The 15,792-nt window shown below is 71.9% G+C and carries 12 protein-coding genes; 7 read left to right on the forward strand and 5 right to left on the reverse strand.

Going from position 1 to position 15,792, the window contains the following annotated elements; translation table 11 throughout:
* Window positions 1-71 precede the first annotated feature (71 nt).
* Window positions 72-548 (forward strand): MarR family winged helix-turn-helix transcriptional regulator, encoded by a 477-nt coding sequence (locus ACZ9QC_RS12440; RefSeq protein ID WP_184899511.1) that lies wholly within the window; start codon window positions 72-74, stop codon window positions 546-548.
* Window positions 549-633: 85 nt separating this feature from the next.
* Here the strand turns inward: ACZ9QC_RS12440 and ACZ9QC_RS12445 are convergent, their stop codons facing one another.
* Window positions 634-2,070: a sensor histidine kinase gene (locus ACZ9QC_RS12445; protein WP_472920212.1), complete on the reverse strand. Its 1,437-nt coding sequence runs from the start codon at window positions 2,068-2,070 to the stop codon at window positions 634-636.
* Entirely contained in the window at window positions 2,067-2,735 is a 669-nt protein-coding gene (locus ACZ9QC_RS12450; protein ID WP_472920213.1) for a response regulator transcription factor, read from the reverse strand. Before ACZ9QC_RS12450 ends, ACZ9QC_RS12445 begins: the two co-directional genes overlap by 4 nt.
* A gap of 199 nt (window positions 2,736-2,934) precedes the next feature.
* Between ACZ9QC_RS12450 and ACZ9QC_RS12455 the strand changes: the two genes are divergently transcribed.
* Window positions 2,935-3,642, forward strand: coding sequence for a PepSY domain-containing protein (locus ACZ9QC_RS12455; RefSeq protein WP_472920214.1), 708 nt, complete (start codon window positions 2,935-2,937; stop codon window positions 3,640-3,642).
* A gap of 354 nt (window positions 3,643-3,996) precedes the next feature.
* Here ACZ9QC_RS12455 and ACZ9QC_RS12460 read toward each other — a convergent pair whose 3' ends face one another.
* The 3 genes from ACZ9QC_RS12460 to ACZ9QC_RS12470 all read right to left on the reverse strand — a co-directional run bounded on the left by ACZ9QC_RS12460 (window position 3,997) and on the right by ACZ9QC_RS12470 (window position 7,762).
* Entirely contained in the window at window positions 3,997-5,334 is a 1,338-nt protein-coding gene (locus tag ACZ9QC_RS12460) for an MFS transporter (RefSeq protein ID WP_472920215.1), read from the reverse strand.
* 224 nt (window positions 5,335-5,558) lie between these two features.
* Entirely contained in the window at window positions 5,559-6,515 is a 957-nt protein-coding gene (meaB, locus tag ACZ9QC_RS12465) for a methylmalonyl Co-A mutase-associated GTPase MeaB (protein WP_472920216.1), read from the reverse strand.
* 44 nt (window positions 6,516-6,559) lie between these two features.
* Window positions 6,560-7,762 (reverse strand): acetyl-CoA C-acetyltransferase, encoded by a 1,203-nt coding sequence (locus ACZ9QC_RS12470; protein WP_472920217.1) that lies wholly within the window; start codon window positions 7,760-7,762, stop codon window positions 6,560-6,562.
* Between the two features lie 152 nt (window positions 7,763-7,914).
* Between ACZ9QC_RS12470 and mce the strand changes: the two genes are divergently transcribed.
* The 5 genes from mce (at window position 7,915) to ACZ9QC_RS12495 (ending at window position 15,689) form a co-directional block, all read left to right on the forward strand.
* Complete coding sequence (gene mce / locus ACZ9QC_RS12475; protein WP_184899498.1) at window positions 7,915-8,355, forward strand: methylmalonyl-CoA epimerase; 441 nt, start codon at window positions 7,915-7,917, stop codon at window positions 8,353-8,355.
* Window positions 8,356-8,631: 276 nt separating this feature from the next.
* Window positions 8,632-12,483, forward strand: coding sequence for a polarized growth protein Scy (scy, locus tag ACZ9QC_RS12480; protein ID WP_472920218.1), 3,852 nt, complete (start codon window positions 8,632-8,634; stop codon window positions 12,481-12,483).
* 257 nt (window positions 12,484-12,740) lie between these two features.
* A complete protein-coding gene (locus ACZ9QC_RS12485) occupies window positions 12,741-13,679 on the forward strand; it encodes a coiled-coil domain-containing protein (RefSeq protein WP_215449050.1) in 939 nt (312 codons plus the stop codon).
* A gap of 268 nt (window positions 13,680-13,947) precedes the next feature.
* Window positions 13,948-14,916: an ATP-binding cassette domain-containing protein gene (locus ACZ9QC_RS12490; protein WP_472920219.1), complete on the forward strand. Its 969-nt coding sequence runs from the start codon at window positions 13,948-13,950 to the stop codon at window positions 14,914-14,916.
* A gap of 2 nt (window positions 14,917-14,918) precedes the next feature.
* The gene (locus ACZ9QC_RS12495; RefSeq protein ID WP_472920220.1) at window positions 14,919-15,689 is read left to right on the forward strand and encodes an ABC transporter permease; all 771 of its coding nucleotides are present in this window, start codon (window positions 14,919-14,921) and stop codon (window positions 15,687-15,689) included.
* Window positions 15,690-15,792: the final 103 nt, after the last annotated feature.

Below are 15,792 nucleotides of genomic sequence, written 5' to 3' on the forward strand. Positions count from 1 at the left end.
ACCTGTCCGCACGAACGACACCGACGAACCCTCACTAGTTCGCCTTTCAACATTTTAGGTAGACTTCATTCATGGAGACCGAAACGGCCACGCGCTGGCTGACCGATGCGGAGCAGTGCGCCTGGCGCACCCATCTGGACGTCAACAGGCTGCTGACGCACCAGCTCGAAAGAGACCTGCAGCCGTTCGGCCTGACAATGAACGACTACGAGATCCTGGTGAACCTCTCCGAGTCGGAGGGGCGGCGGATGCGGATGAGCGACCTCGCCGCCGCCACGCTCCAGTCCAAGAGCCGCCTCTCGCACCAGATCACCCGGATGGAGAACGCCGACCTGGTGCGCCGGGAGAACTGCGAGTCCGACCGCCGCGGGCTGTTCGCCGTGCTCACCGAGCACGGCATGGAGACGATGCAGCGGGTGGCGCCGCATCATGTCGCCTCCGTGCGGCGGCACTTCATCGACCTGCTGTCGGAGGAGGCGATGGCGGAGCTGCACAAGTCGCTCGTCCCGATCGCGGAGCACCTCCGGAGCCACCGCGGTAAGCCGTAACCCTCTTTCGGGGCGGGCCGGCGGACTGCGGGTCGAGTGTCGGCCGCGGGTTCGTCGTGGCTGGTCGCGCAGTTCCCCGCGCCCCCTAGGGGCGCGGGGGTCCCAAGGGGAGCCTGAGTTCGAAGAGGGCGCCGCCTTCCGGGGCGTCGCCGATCGTCAGGGTGCCTCCGTGGCGTACGGCGATGTCCCGGGCGATGGCGAGCCCCAGACCCGCGCCGCCGTCGTCCCTCGCCCGGGACTCGTCCAGGCGGACGAAGCGTTCGAAGATGCGCTCGCGGTCGGCCGGCGGGACGCCCGTGCCGTCGTCCGCCACCTGGAGGACCGCCCAGTCCGGCGTGGTGCGCAGCGTGACGGCGACCCGGTCGCGGGCGTGGCGGTCCGCGTTGTCCAGGAGGTTGCCGAGGACACGGCAGATCTGGTTGCGCGAGCCGCGCAGCTCCACCGAGTCCACGCCGTCCAGGGTCACGCCCTCCCGGGACGCCACCTCTTCCCGTACGACCCGCGCCAGGTCGAACCGCGCGTCCGGCGGCGGCCGCTCTCCCGCGTCCAGGCGGGCGAGCAGCAGCAGGTCGGCGGCGAGGCTCTGCAGCCGCACGGTGTCCTCGACCGCCCCGTCCAGGTCCAGCAACTCCGGGTGCGCGGCGCCCACTTCCAGCTGGGTGCGCAACGAGGCGATGGGGCTGCGCAGTTCGTGCGAGGCGTCCGCGACGAACGCGCGCTGCCGCTCCACCGATGCCTCCAGCGCGGCCAGCGTCTCGTTCGTGGTCCGTGCGAGCCGGGCGACCTCGTCGTGCGTGTCCGGCTCGGGGACGCGCCGCGAGAGGTCCTCGGAGGCCGTGATCGCCGCCATCTCCGCACGGATGCCCTCGACGGGTCGCAGTGCCCGCCCGGTGACGACGTACGTCACCCCGCCGACGGTCAGCAGCAGCAGCGGAAGCCCGATGAGCATCGTGGTCAGCGCGGTGCCGACGGCGTCCTCCTCGGTGGAGAGCGGAGCACCCGCATAAACGGTGAGCGGCACACCCGCCGGCGTCACCACCTCGACCCCGGCGAACCGGTAGTCCGCCGTGACCCCTTCGACGGTCGCGGTGCCCTCGCCGTACCAGGTCTCGTCGGCGACATCGCCCGCCTTCAGGGTGCCCTCGTCCTCGGCGTCCCGGTCGCCCTCCGCACGGTCGTCGGCGTCGTCGTTGGTCTCGGAGTTCAGCCGGTTCGAGTCGATGGCGGACACGTCCATGCCCTCGACGTCCTCGCCGACCGCTACGGGCTTCTCGTCGACGTCCAACACCTCGACCGGGTTCTCGTCCCCGTCCGGCAGCCTCAGCTCCGCGTAGGCGAACCCGTTCGCCAGTGCCGAGGCGGCGTTGCGGGCCACGGAGTCGGCCTCCGCGTCCGCCTTGTCGGTCAGGGTGAACCTCAGCGACAGCAGGACGGCGGCGCCCGCGGCGACCAGGGCCACGGCGACGACGACGGTCGCGGCGAGGGTGGCACGGGCCCGTACCGAGCCCAGGCGGCGCTTCACGAGCGGCCCTCCAGTCTGTATCCGGCCCCGCGTACGGTCTTGATGAGCGTGGAGCCGAGCTTGCGGCGCAGCGCGCTGATGTAGACCTCGACGATGTTCGGGTCGCCGTCGTAGGCGAAGTCCCAGACGTGTTCCAGGATCTCGGCCTTCGAGACGACCTCACCGGCTCTCAGCACCAACTGCTCCAGGACGGAGAACTCCTTGGTGGTGAGGGTGATCTCGTCCTCGGCGAGGAACACGCGCCGGGCGGCGGTGTCGACCTTCAGCGTGCCGACCTCGTGCACGGGCGAGGCGCCGCCCGAGGGGCCGCGCCGCCGCAGCAGCGCCTTCACCCGGGCGACGAGGACGACGTACGAGAACGGCTTGGTCAGATAGTCGTCGGCGCCCGTGTCCAGGCCCTCGGCCTCGTCGTACTCGCCGTCCTTGGCGGTGAGCATCAGGATCGGCACGTCGTGACCGGCGGCGCGCAGGGCGGCGCAGACGCGGTAGCCGTTCATGCCGGGCAGCATGATGTCGAGGATCACCAGGTCGTACGACCCCTCGCTCGCCCGGTGCAGTCCGTCGATCCCGTCGTGGACGACGTCCACGGCGTACCCCTCGGCCGTCAGGCCCTTGGCCAGCGACACCGCGAGCCGCTTCTCATCTTCCACGATCAACAGACGCATGCGTTCAGCTTGGCAAACCGAACCTGAAGCGGTCTTCAGGGGGCTTCAGGTCCGCTTCAGCGTCGGTCGGCCAGATTGGTTCCCGTCGAAAGCAGACGAGGCAGACAAGCCGGATCAGCCAGACGATCCTGACAAGTCATCTGCAACCGGCGACATCATCCGTTACTGGTTGCAGCCAGTCGCATCCTGGAGGAACCCCATGAAGCGCAACATCGTCATCGCCACCATCACGGCCGTCGCCCTGATCGGCGGCGGCACCGCGACCGCCATCGCGGTCGCGGGTGACGACGAGGCGCCGGCGAAGAAGACCGTGTCGGTGTCGAACGACGACAACGACCGCGACGACCCGAACGACGACTCCGACGACACGGCCCAGGACAAGGCGGACGACAAGGCCGAGGACCGGGCGGCCCGCGACACGGACCAGGACGCGGACGACAAGGCCGAGAACGCGGCCGAGGCGAAGGCCGGTCAGGTCACGGCCGCCGAGGCGATCAGGACGGCGCTGGAGCACAAGGACGGTACGGCGGTCTCCGCCGACCTCGACGACGAGGGCACGAACCTGGTCTGGGACGTCGACGTGCTGACCGGCGGCGGCAAGTGGTTCAGCGTGCAGGTCGACCCCGGCACCGGCAAGGTCCTCGGCTCGCACGCCGACCGCGACGACGACGGTGACGACGCCGCCGAGACCCAGCAGATCCGGACCGCGCTGAAGGGCGCCTCCGTGACGGCCGCCGAGGCCGCCGAGGCCGCCGCCGGCAAGGGGACGGTGACCTCCGTCGACCTCGACGAGGAGAGCGCGGACCAGGCCTGGGAGGTCGACACCACCGCCGCCGACGGCACCGGCAGCGACTGGAGGGTGAACCTCGACTCCGGCAAGCTCACCGCCGACCGCACGGAGGACTGACCCCTCGCGGGTCCGACCAGACCACCGGGAGGAACGTCCCGCCGACCCCCTCAGCCGGACGTCCCCCAGGAGGACCGGCGCTCCGTCTCCCCCACATCCCGGGAGCCCGCCCCCTCCTCCACGCCGGGAAGCCCGCCGCCTCCTCCTCCCCCCCGGAGGCACGCGGCCTTCCTCACCCCAGGTAGGGGCACCCGACGCCGGGTGCCCCTACTGCCGTTCGCGCGACCGGGGACGTCCTCGGCCGCGCACGCTGACGGGGATGGCCGCCCGACGGCCCGTCACGAAGGCGCCGCGACCGCGCGGGTCGCCGCGTGAGCCGTCCCACGACCGACTGGGCGCCGGTCGCGTGACGGCTCACGCTCCTTGATGCTCGCTCGCCCCCGCGCGGGCGGCCTGCCCCCTCACGCCTTCCTCCCCGCTTTCCTCCCCGCTTTCCTCCGCGCTCGTCTCCGAACCGGCCGCGCGGCCCCGTCGGCTTCCCACTCCCACGGCGGTCGCCGCGAGAAGGGCCGTGGCACCCGCCAGGGCGAAGCCGAGGGCGGGAGAGAGGCGGTCCACCAGCAGCCCGGAGGCCGCCGCCCCCGTCGCGATACCCGCGTTGACGGCCGTGTTGACCCAGGCGCCGGACCGGGTGCGGGCGGTGGGCGGGGCGGTGGCGTCGGCGACCAGGTACGCGGTGGTGAGGGCCGGGGCGACGAAGAGGCCCGCGCAGACGACGGCGCCGGTGAGGACGGCGAGGTTCGGGGCGAGCCCCGCACCCGCGAGGGCGAGACCCAGCCCCGCCGTCAGCAGCGCGAGCCGTACGCGGGCACCGGAGCGCCACTCGACCGCGCCGTACAGCAGCCCGCCCACCGCGCTCCCGGCGGACAGCGCGGCGAAGACCCAGGCCACCACGCCGTCCCCGTGGCCCCGCTGCTCGGCGAAGGCCAGCACGAGCAGGTCCAGCGCCCCGAGCGCCAGCCCGACACCGCCGGCCGCGACGACGGGCGGCACGATCGCGGAGACGCCCCACCAGGCCCGTGGGCCCGCCCCCGCCCCGGACCTGGACCTGGACCTGGACCTGGACACGGTGCCCCGCCCCGGAACCCGCGCCAGGGCCGGGGAGGCGACGAACCCGAAGGTCCCGACCGCCACCAGCACGGCGCCCAGGACCACGGCGGCGGCCGGAAGGGCGAGGCCCACCACCACGCCCACCACCAACGGCCCCGACACGAACAGCAGTTCCTCCGCGACCCCGTCGAGGCTGTACGCACGCGGCAACAGCCCCCGCTCCGCGGCGAGTTCGCTCCACACCGTGCGCATCGTCGGCCCGAGCGGCGGCGTACAGGCGCCCGCCGCCGCCGCGACCGCACCGAGCACCGGGGCCGAGGCGCCCGGCCGCCAGGCCGCCACGGCCAACAGGACGAGCAGCACGGCGTACAGCGAGGCCATCGGTGGCAGAGCCCGGCGGGGGCCGTACCGGTCGACGAGTGCCGCCCTCGCGGGCGACAAAAGGACGCTGGTGGCCCCGAAGAGGGCCATGACGGTGCCGGCGACGGCGTACGACCCCGTCGCGCGGGTCACGGCGAGCAGGACGGCGAGCGGCACCATGCCGTAGGAGAGCCGGCCGACGAGCGCGGCGGCGAAGGTGCGGCGGGCGTACGGGATGCGGAGCACCGCGGCGTACGACGGCCGCGGGGAGGTCGCGGACATGCGAAGGGTTCCTCACGGGAGGCGTATCGGGGGACACCGAAGCCCCGCGGGGCGACGCGATGTCGCATGCGGGGCGGGGCCGCCTCTACGCCATGTGAGGGAACATACGGCCAAGTTAGCAGCCGCGAGAGAGCTCGGGAGTACGGGTTCACGGGCGACCGCGGGCCCGGTGGGACTTCTCGCGCAGTGCCCCGCGCCCCTTTCAGGGGCGCGGCCCCTGGGGGTCAGCCCTCCGTCAGCCCCGTCACCAACTCATCCGCCGCCCGATACGGATCCAGCTCCCCCGCCACGATCCGCTCCGCGAGAGACTCCAGCCGCCGATCCCCGTGCAGGTCACCGATCCGCTCCCGCAGGGCGGTCACCGCGATGGTCTCCACCTCACGAGCCGCACGAGCCCGGCGCCGCTCCGCGAGAACCCCCCGCTCCTCCATCCACGCCCGGTGCTTCTCCAGCGCCTCGACGACCTCGTCGACCCCTTCCGCCCGCGCCGCCACCGTCTTGACGATCGGCGGCCGCCAGTCCCCGGGCCCACGGCTCTCACCGAGCCCCAGCATGTGGTTCAGCTCGCGCGCGGTCGCGTCCGCGCCGTCGCGGTCGGCCTTGTTGACGACGTAGACGTCGCCGATCTCCAGGATCCCGGCCTTGGCCGCCTGGATGCCGTCCCCCATGCCGGGGGCGAGGAGCACCACGGACGTGTCCGCCTGGGAGGCGATCTCCACCTCGGACTGCCCGACCCCGACCGTCTCGACGAGGATCACGTCGCAGCCCGCCGCGTCCAGGACCCGGATCGCCTGCGGGGCCGCCCAGGCGAGGCCGCCCAGGTGACCACGGGTCGCCATCGAACGGATGTACACGCCGGGGTCGGAGGCGTGGTCCGACATCCGGACGCGGTCGCCGAGCAGTGCACCACCGGAGAAGGGCGAGGACGGGTCGACGGCGAGCACGCCGACCCGCTTGCCGGCCCTGCGGTACGCGGTCACCAGCGCCGACGTGGACGTGGACTTGCCCACGCCGGGCGAGCCGGTGAGGCCCACCACGTACGCGCCGCCCGTGAGCGGCGCGAGTGCCGCCATGACCTCACGCAGTTGCGGGGACGCCCCCTCCACCAGGGAGATCAGCCGGGCGACGGCCCGGGGCCGCCCTTCCCTGGCCTGTGCCACCAGCGTGGGGACGTCCTGCATCACAGCTCCGATCCGAGTAGCCCGTACACCTGGAACGACGGGCCTCAGGCCTTGGGTACCCGCACGATCAGCGCGTCACCCTGACCACCGCCGCCGCACAGCGCCGCCGCGCCGACCCCGCCGCCGCGCCGCTTCAGCTCCAGGGCGAGGTGCAGGACGAGCCGGGCGCCGGACATGCCGATGGGGTGCCCGAGAGCGATCGCACCACCGTTGACGTTCACCTTTTCCGGGGACACGCCGAGGTCCTTCATTGACTGCACGGCGACGGCGGCGAAGGCCTCGTTGATCTCGATGAGGTCCAGGTCCGCCACCTCCAGCCCGTCCTTCTTCAGGGCGTGCTGGATCGCGTTCGACGGCTGGGACTGGAGCGAGTTGTCCGGCCCGGCCACGTTCCCGTGGGCGCCGATCTCGGCAAGCCACGTGAGGCCGAGCTCCTCCGCCTTGGCCTTGCTCATCACGACCACGGCGGCGGCGCCGTCGGAGATCTGCGAGGCGGAGCCGGCCGTGATCGTGCCGTCCTTGGCGAAGGCCGGACGCAGCTTGCCCAGCGACTCGGCGGTCGTCTCGCCCCGGATGCCCTCGTCCTGACTGAAGACGACCGGCTCCCCCTTGCGCTGCGGGATCTCCACCGGTGTGATCTCGGCGTCGAAGAGGCCGTTCTTCTGGGCGGCGGCGGCGCGCTGGTGGGACTGCGCGGCGATCTCGTCCTGCTCGGGGCGCAGGATGCCGAGGCGGGTGTTGTGCTTCTCCGTCGACTCGCCCATGGCGATGTTCTCGAAGGAGTCCGTGAGCCCGTCGTACGCCATCGCGTCGAGCATCTGGATCGCACCGTACTTGTAGCCCTCGCGGGACTTGGGAAGCAGGTGGGGGGCGTTGGTCATGGACTCCTGGCCGCCGGCCACCACGATGTCGAACTCGCCGGCGCGGATCAGCTGGTCGGCGAGCGCGATGGCGTCGAGGCCCGACAGACACACCTTGTTGATCGTGAGCGCGGGCACGCTCATGGGGATGCCGGCCTTGACCGCGGCCTGGCGCGCCGGGATCTGCCCCGCCCCGGCCTGGAGCACCTGGCCCATGATCACGTACTGCACCTGGTCGCCACCGATCCCCGCACGGTCCAGGGCGGCCTTGATCGCGAAGCCGCCGAGGTCGGCTCCGGAGAAGGACTTCAGCGAACCGAGCAACCGTCCCATGGGCGTACGGGCGCCCGCGACGATCACCGAGGTCGTGCCGTTCGTTCCAGTCATGAGGTGCGATCCCCTTCCAGCTTGCACAGCCGAGGAGTGAGTGAACGAGGGTTTACTTCGAATGTACTGAGTGGCACTCCGTGCCGTCACCGGGCTGTCGGTGTGATCGCGCGCACGTTGCGTAACCGTCGGATGAGCGCTGCACTGACACCATGCTGACGCGAATCGACCACATCGGGATCGCCTGTTTCGACCTCGACGCCACCGTCGAGTTCTACCGGGCCACGTACGGCTTCGAGGTGTACCACTCCGAGGTCAACGAGGAGCAGGGCGTGCGCGAGGCCATGCTCAAGATCAACAGCACGGACGACGGCGGCGCCTCCTACCTGCAGCTTCTGGAGCCGACCCGCGAGGACTCCACCGTCGCGAAGTGGCTGGCCAAGAACGGCGAGGGGGTCCACCACATCGCCTTCGGTACGGCGGATGTCGACGGTGAGGCAGCCGCGATCAAGGACAAGGGCGTACGCGTCCTGTACGAGGAGCCGCGAATCGGTTCCATGGGGTCACGGATCACGTTCCTGCACCCCAAGGATTGTCACGGCGTACTGACAGAACTGGTCACTTCGGCGCCAGTTGAGTCACCTGAGCACTGACCCCCGTACATATGGGCCGGTAGGGTTGGGGTCGGCCGTCGCCTTCGAGGGGGACGGCCCGGGTCCTGCCGCCTTCCGAGGAGCGGGATCCAAGGGCAGCGCGGAGATCCATCAGCGCCTGTCCTAGGGCCGGGGTCCAGGTTTCGGGGGACGAGGGTGAGGGCGGCAGCCCGTGCTCCGCCGTTGATCTGACACCATTCCCCGGGGGCCCCGTTCGGCGGTTGGACGGAGCTCGATTGCCAGAGGTTGCGACCAGGGGACGGATGGGACCGCGCAGTGCGGGGCTACGAACGCCAGGAGCGAGAGCCGGCGGCTGACGTCGACCACCTCTCTCGGTTCGAGGCCGAGATGGAGCGGCTGAAGACCGAGCGGGAAAAGGCGATCCAGCACGCCGAGGACCTCGGCTACCAGGTCGAGGTGCTGCGCGCCAAGCTGCACGAGGCGCGCCGCACCCTCATGTCCCGGCCCGCCTACGACAGCGGCGGCGACCTCGGGTACCAGGCCGAGCAGATGCTCCGCCAGGCCCAGATGCAGGCCGACCAGCTGCGCGCGGACGCCGAGCGCGAGCTGAGCCAGGCCCGGGCGCAGACGCAGCGCATCCTCCAGGAGCACGCCGAGCAGGCCGCACGGCTCCAGGCGGAGCTGCACCAGGAGGCGGTCGCCCGCCGCCAGCAGCTCGACCAGGAGCTCTCCGAGCGCCGGCAGACGGTCGAGTCGCACGTCAACGAGAACGTGGCGTGGGCCGAGCAGCTGCGGGCCCGCAGCGAGTCCCAGGCCCGCCGGCTCGTCGACGAGTCGCGCGCGGAGGCCGAGCAGGCGCTGGCCGCCGCCCGTGCCGAGGCCGAGCGGCTCGCCGCCGAGGCCCGCCAGCGGCTGCAGAGCGACTCGGAGGCCGCCCGCAGCGAGGCCGACCAGATCCTGCGCCGGGCCCGCGCCGAGGCCGAACGGCTGCTGAACGCGGCGTCCACACAGGCCCAGGAGGCCACCGAGCACGCCGAGCAGCTGCGCACCTCCACCGCCACCGAGTCGGACTCCGCGCGCCGCCAGGCCGCCGAGCTGAGCCGGACCGCCGAGCAGCGCATGGCGGACGCGGAGGCGGCGCTGCGCGAGGCGCGCGCCGAGGCCGAGAAGCTCATCACGGAGGCCAAGGAGAACGCGGCCAAGGCCGTCGCCGGCGCCGAGTCGACCAACGAGCAGCGCACCCGTACGGCCAAGGAGCAGGTCGCCCGGCTGGTCGAGGAGGCCACCAAGGAGGCCGAGGCCACCAAGGCGTCCGCCGAAGAGGTCGTCGCGGACGCCAGGGCCGAGGCGGAGAAGCTGCTCGCCGAGGCCGCCGAGAAGGCCCGCTCGATCACCGCGGAGGAATCCGCCTCCGCTCTCGCCAAGACGGCCAAGACCGCCGAGGACGTGCTGAACAAGGCGTCCGAGGAGGCCCGCAACACCACCAAGGCCGCCATAGAGGAGGCCGAGCGCATCCGCGCCGAGGCCGAGGCCGAGGCGGACCGGCTGCGCGCCGAGGCCCACGACATCGCCGAACAGCTCAAGGGCACGGCGAAGGACGACACCGAGGAGTACCGCGCCAAGACGGTCGAGCTGCAGGAGGAGGCGCGCCGGCTGCGCGGCGAGGCCGAGCAGCTGCGCTCCGACGCGGTCGCCGAGGGTGAGCGGATCCGCTCCGAGGCCCGGCGGGAGGCCGTCCAGCAGATCGAGGAGGCGGCCAAGACCGCCGAGGAACTGCTCGCCAAGGCCCGCACGGACGCCGACGAGCTGCGGCAGACGGCCACCGCGGACAGCGAGAAGGTCCGCACCGAGGCCATCGAACGCGCTTCGACGCTGCGCCGTCAGGCCGAGGAGACGCTGGAGCGGACCCGCAAGGAGGCCGAGCGGCACCGCGCCGAGGCCGAGGAGCAGTCCGAGGAGCTGAAGGCCGAGGCCGAGCGGGCCGCCCGTGAGCTGCGCGAGGAGGTCGAGCGCGGCGTCGAGGCCCGTAAGGCGGAGGCGGCCGAGGAGCTGACCCGGCTGCAGAGCGAGGCCGAGGCCCGGCTGGCCTCCGCCGAGGAGGCGCTCGCCGACGCCCGCGCCGAGGCCGAGCGGATCCGCCGCGAGGCCGGCGAGGAGAGCGACCGGCTGCGCGCCGAGGCCGCCGAGCGCATCCGTACGCTCCAGGCGCAGGCCGAGGCCGAGGCCGAGCGGCTGCGCGACGAGGCCGCGGCCGACGCGTCCGCGTCCCGCGCCGAGGGCGAGGCCGTCGCCGTACGGCTGCGCTCGGAGGCGGCGGCCGAGGCCGAGCGGCTGAAGTCCGAGGCGCAGGACACCGCCGACCGGGTACGGGCGGAGGCGCAGGCCGCGGCCGAGCGGCTCGCCACGGAGGCCTCGGAGACACTGGCCGCCGCACAGGAGGAAGCCGCCCGGCGCCGCCGCGAGGCCGAGGAGCTCCTCGGCTCGGCCCGGCAGGAGGCCGACCAGGAGCGGCTGCGGGCCCGCGAGCAGAGCGAGGAGCTGCTGGCCTCGGCTCGCAAGCGCGTCGAGGAGGCCCAGACCGAGGCCGTACGGCTGGTCGAGGAGGCCGAGCGGCGGGCCGGCGAGATGGTGTCGGCGGCCGAGCAGCACGCGCAGCAGGTGCGGGACTCCGTCGCCGGGCTGCACGAGCAGGCCCAGGAGGAGATCGCCGGGCTGCGCAACACGGCCGAGCACGCGGCGGACCGGATGCGCCGCGAGGCCGAGGAGGAGTCGGACCGGGTCCGCGCCGACGCCTACGCGGAGCGGGAGCGGGCCACCGAGGACGCCAACCGGGTGCGCCGCGAGGCCCGGGAGGAGTCGGAGGCGGCCAAGTCGCTCGCCGAGCGCACGGTGGCGGAGGCCATCGCCGAGGCGGAGCGGGTGCGCAGCGACGCGTCCGAGCACGCCCAGCGGGCCCGTACGGAGGCCTCGGACACCGTCGCGCGGGCCGACCAGGACGCCTCGCGCACCCGTGCGGAGGCCCGCGACGACGCCAACCGCATCCGTTCGGACGCGGCGACCCAGGCCGACACCCTGATCACCGAGGTGACGGCCGAGGCGGAGCGGCTCACCCGGGAGACCAACGAGGAGGCCGAGCGGGTCCGGGCCGAGTCCGTCGCCAAGGCCGACCGGCTGATCGGCGAGGCCACCGACGAGGCCGAGCGGCTGCGGGCCGAGGCCGCCGAGACGGTGGGCTCCGCGCAGCAGCACGCCGAGCGGGTCCGGGCCGACGCCGAGCGGGCTCGGGCCGAGGCGGAGGCGGAGGCCGACCGGCTCATGGCGCACGCCCGCGAGGAGGCCGACAACACCCTCGACCAGGCCCGCAAGGACGCCAACAAGCGGCGTTCCGAGGCCGCCGAGCAGGTCGACAAGCTCATCTCGGAGACGGCGGCCGAGGCCGACAAGCTGCTCACCGAGGCGCAGACGCAGGCCCTGCAGACCACCGCGGACGCCGAGGGACAGGCCGACTCCATGGTCGGCGCGGCCCGCAAGGAGGCCGAGCGGCTGGTCGCCGAGGCGACCGTCGAGGGCAACTCCAGGGTGGAGAAGGCCCGTACGGACGCCGACGAGCTGCTGGTCGGGGCGCGTCGGGACGCGACCGCCATAAGGGAGCGGGCCGAGGAGCTGCGCGACCGCATCACGGCCGAGATCGAGGCGCTGCACACGCGGGCCCGTCGTGAGGCCGCCGAGACGATGAAATCCACCGGTGATCGCTGCGACGCGCTCATCAAGGCCGCCGAGGAGCAGTTGGAGAAGGCGACGGCCAAGGCCAAGGAGATCGTTTCCGAGGCGAACTCCGAGGCGGGCAAGGTGCGTATCGCCGCGGTGAAGAAGGCCGAGGGCCTGCTGAAGGAGGCCGAGCAGAAGAAGTCCACGCTCGTCCGCGAGGCCGAGGAGCTGAAGGCCGAGGCGATCCGCGAGGCCCGCCGGACGGTCGAGGAGGGCAAGCGCGAGCTGGAGGTGCTGGTCCGCCGCCGCGAGGACATCAATGCCGAGATCTCCCGTGTCCAGGACGTCCTGGTGGCGTTGGAGTCTTTTGAGGCCCCGTCGAGCGGCAAGGACGGTGGAGTCAAGACGGGTGCCGCGGCGGGTGCGACTCGTTCGGGTGGCAAGTCGTCAGACGGCTAGCGGTGTCGGGGCGTTGCGGGTATCTTCCCGCCCCGCCCTGGCACTACGGACACCAATTTGTGCTCGTTCTGTGCTTGCCATCTGTGCCGTCTGTGCTTTCAGGGCCTTTACGCAAAGTTTCTGGCAAGTATTCCGATGGTCGGCCACTCAAAAGGGGTGTCATTCTCCAGATCAAACGTGCATCTGCTCGATGACACGCCGCTTCGCCCCCTAGGATTCCACCTATCACCTCACCGGTCTCATTCGACAGGAACCCCATGAGCGACACTTCCCCCTACGGCTTCGAGCTTGTGCGGCGTGGATACGACCGCGCTCAGGTGGACGAACGTATCTCCAAGCTCGTCTCCGACCGTGACTCCGCTCTCGCCCGCATCACCGCTCTGGAGAAGCGCATCGAGGAGCTCCACCTCGAGACGCAGAACGCCCAGGCCGCGGTGACCGACGCCGAGCCGTCCTACGCCGGGCTCGGCGCGCGCGTCGAGAAGATCCTCCGCCTCGCCGAGGAGGAGGCGAAGGACCTGCGCGAGGAGGCCCGCCGCGCCGCCGAGCAGCACCGTGAGCTCGCCGAGTCGGCGGCCCAGCAGGTGCGCAACGACGCCGAGTCCTTCGCGGCCGAGCGCAAGGCCAAGGCCGAGGACGAGGGCGTCCGGATCGTCGAGAAGGCCAAGAGCGACGCTTCGCAGCTGCGTGCCGAGGCGCAGAAGGACGCGCAGTCCAAGCGCGAGGAGGCGGACGCCCTCTTCGAGGAGACCCGTGCGAAGGCCGCGCAGGCCGCCGCCGACTTCGAGACGAACCTCGCCAAGCGCCGCGAGCAGTCCGAGCGCGACCTGGCGTCGCGTCAGCAGAAGGCCGAGAAGCGTCTCGCGGAGATCGAGCACCGCGCGGAGCAGCTGCGGCTGGAGGCCGAGAAGCTGCGCACCGACGCCGAGCGCCGTGCCCGCCAGACGGTGGAGACCGCGCAGCGTCAGGCCGAGGACATCGTCGCGGACGCGAACGCCAAGGCGGACCGGATCCGTTCGGAATCCGAGCGCGAGCTGGCGGCGCTCACCAACCGTCGCGACTCGATCAACGCCCAGCTGACGAACGTGCGCGAGATGCTGGCGACCCTCACGGGTGCGGCGGTCGCCGCCGCGGGCACGCCGGTCACCGACGACGAGCCGATCTCCCGCGGGGTCCCGGCCCAGCAGTCCCGGTAACACGGTCGCCTGACGGCCACGGCCGGAAGAGGCACCTTCGGGCCCGCGTCTCCCCTCCGGGGGGCGCGGGCCTTTGGTGTTCCTGGGGGTGGTGGCAGCCGCCGCCCAGCCTTGATGGCGATGCCTACGAGCTCGGGGGCTCCTGCTGTCGCGCGGCTGACGGTCGTACGTGGCTGGTCGCGCAGTTTCCCGCGCCCCTTGTGGGGGCTGGACCGTGGTCATCAGTACTCCGGTGGCAGGGGGTCTGCGGCCGTTTTAGCGTGGCCGCATGATCGAGCTCGACGGGCTGACCAAGCGGTATGGCGAGAAGGTCGCGGTGAACAATCTGACTTTCGCCGTGCGGCCCGGGCTCGTGACCGGTTTTCTCGGGCCGAACGGCGCCGGGAAATCGACGACGATGCGCATGATCCTGGGGCTGGACCGCCCGACGGCCGGGGACGTCCGGATCGACGGCACGCACTACGACCGTCTGAGGGACCCGCTGACGTACATCGGCGCGCTCCTGGACGCGAAGGCCGTGCACGGCGGCCGCAGCGCCTTCAACCATCTGCTGTGCCTCGCGCAGAGCAACGGGATCCCCAGGGCCCGCGTGCACGAGGTGCTGGACACGGTCGGACTGACGTCGGTGGCGCGGAAGAAGGCGAAGGGCTTCTCGCTGGGGATGGGGCAGCGGCTCGGCATCGCCGGCGCACTCCTCGGCGACCCGCGGATCCTGATGTTCGACGAGCCCGTCAACGGCCTCGACCCCGAGGGCATCCACTGGATCCGCAACCTGATGAAGTCCCTCGCGGCCCAGGGCCGCACGGTGTTCGTGTCGTCGCACCTGATGAGCGAGATGGCGCTGACCGCCGACCATCTGGTGGTGATCGGGCAGGGACGGCTCCTAGCCGACACCTCGATGGCGCTGTTCATCCAGCAGAACTCACGGTCGTACGTACGGATCCGCACCCCCCAGCGCGAACAGTTGCTCGACGCGCTGCACGCCGTCGGTGTCATGGCCGTGCAGACGGGCGACGGGGCGCTGGAGGTGGACGGCCAGAAGACGGAGCAGATCGGCGAGCTGGCCGGCCGGCACGGCATCGTGCTGCACGAGCTGAGCCCCCGACAGGCGTCGCTGGAGGAGGCGTTCATGCGGCTGACCGCCGAGTCGGTGGAGTACCACGCGCACGACGGCACCCCGGTGGCGAGCCCGTCGCCCGCCCCCGCCTGGGGCGCCGGCTGGAAGCGGGAGGGCTGACCATGGCCGCCGTCCAGGTCGTCCGCTCGGAGTGGACCAAGATCCGTTCGGTGGCGTCCACGGTGTGGACGCTGTCGCTGGCCGGGCTCGTGACCATCGCGCTCGGCGTGCTGATCTCCCTGCTGTCGAAGAACGAGTTCGACAATCTGAGCCGCGACGACCGGCTCTCGTTCGACCCCACCTTCATCAGCTTCGCGGGCATGACCCTCGGCCAGCTGGCGATGATCGTGTTCGGGGTGCTGGTGGTGTCGAACGAGTACAGCACCGGCATGATCCGGACCTCGCTCGCCGCCGTGCCGCAGCGCGGCACCTTCCTCTTCGGCAAGATCGCGGTGGCCACCGCACTCGCGTTCGCGGTGGGACTCGTGACCAGCTTCGTGACGTTCTTCCTGGGACAGGCGATGCTCGGCCCGCACCGGGCCGAGATCGGCGATCCGGGTGTCCTGCGCGCGGTCTTCGGCGGCGGGCTCTACATGACCCTGATCGCGATGTTCTCGATGGGCGTCGCGGCGATGCTGCGCAGCCCGATGCTGTCGCTCGGCATCCTGATGCCGTTCTTCTTCCTGATCTCCAACATCCTCGGCAACGTCGGCGCCACCGAGAAGGTCGGCCGCTACCTCCCCGACCAGGCCGGCAGCAGGATCATGCAGGTGGTCACCCCGGTGGACGACGACACCCCGTACGGGCCCTGGGGCGGTCTCGCCGTCATGGCGCTGTGGGTGGCCGCGGCGCTGCTCGGCGGATATCTGACACTGAAGCGGCGCGACGCGTGATCGGACGATCAGGCGCCTGACCAGCGGTTACGTACATGCCAAGTCGACCGGCTCGTGACCTGCGAGGTTTTACCTCCTCTTGGGCGGAACCGTCAGCGTCCCG

The organism is Streptomyces sp. HUAS MS02, from assembly GCF_055702265.1.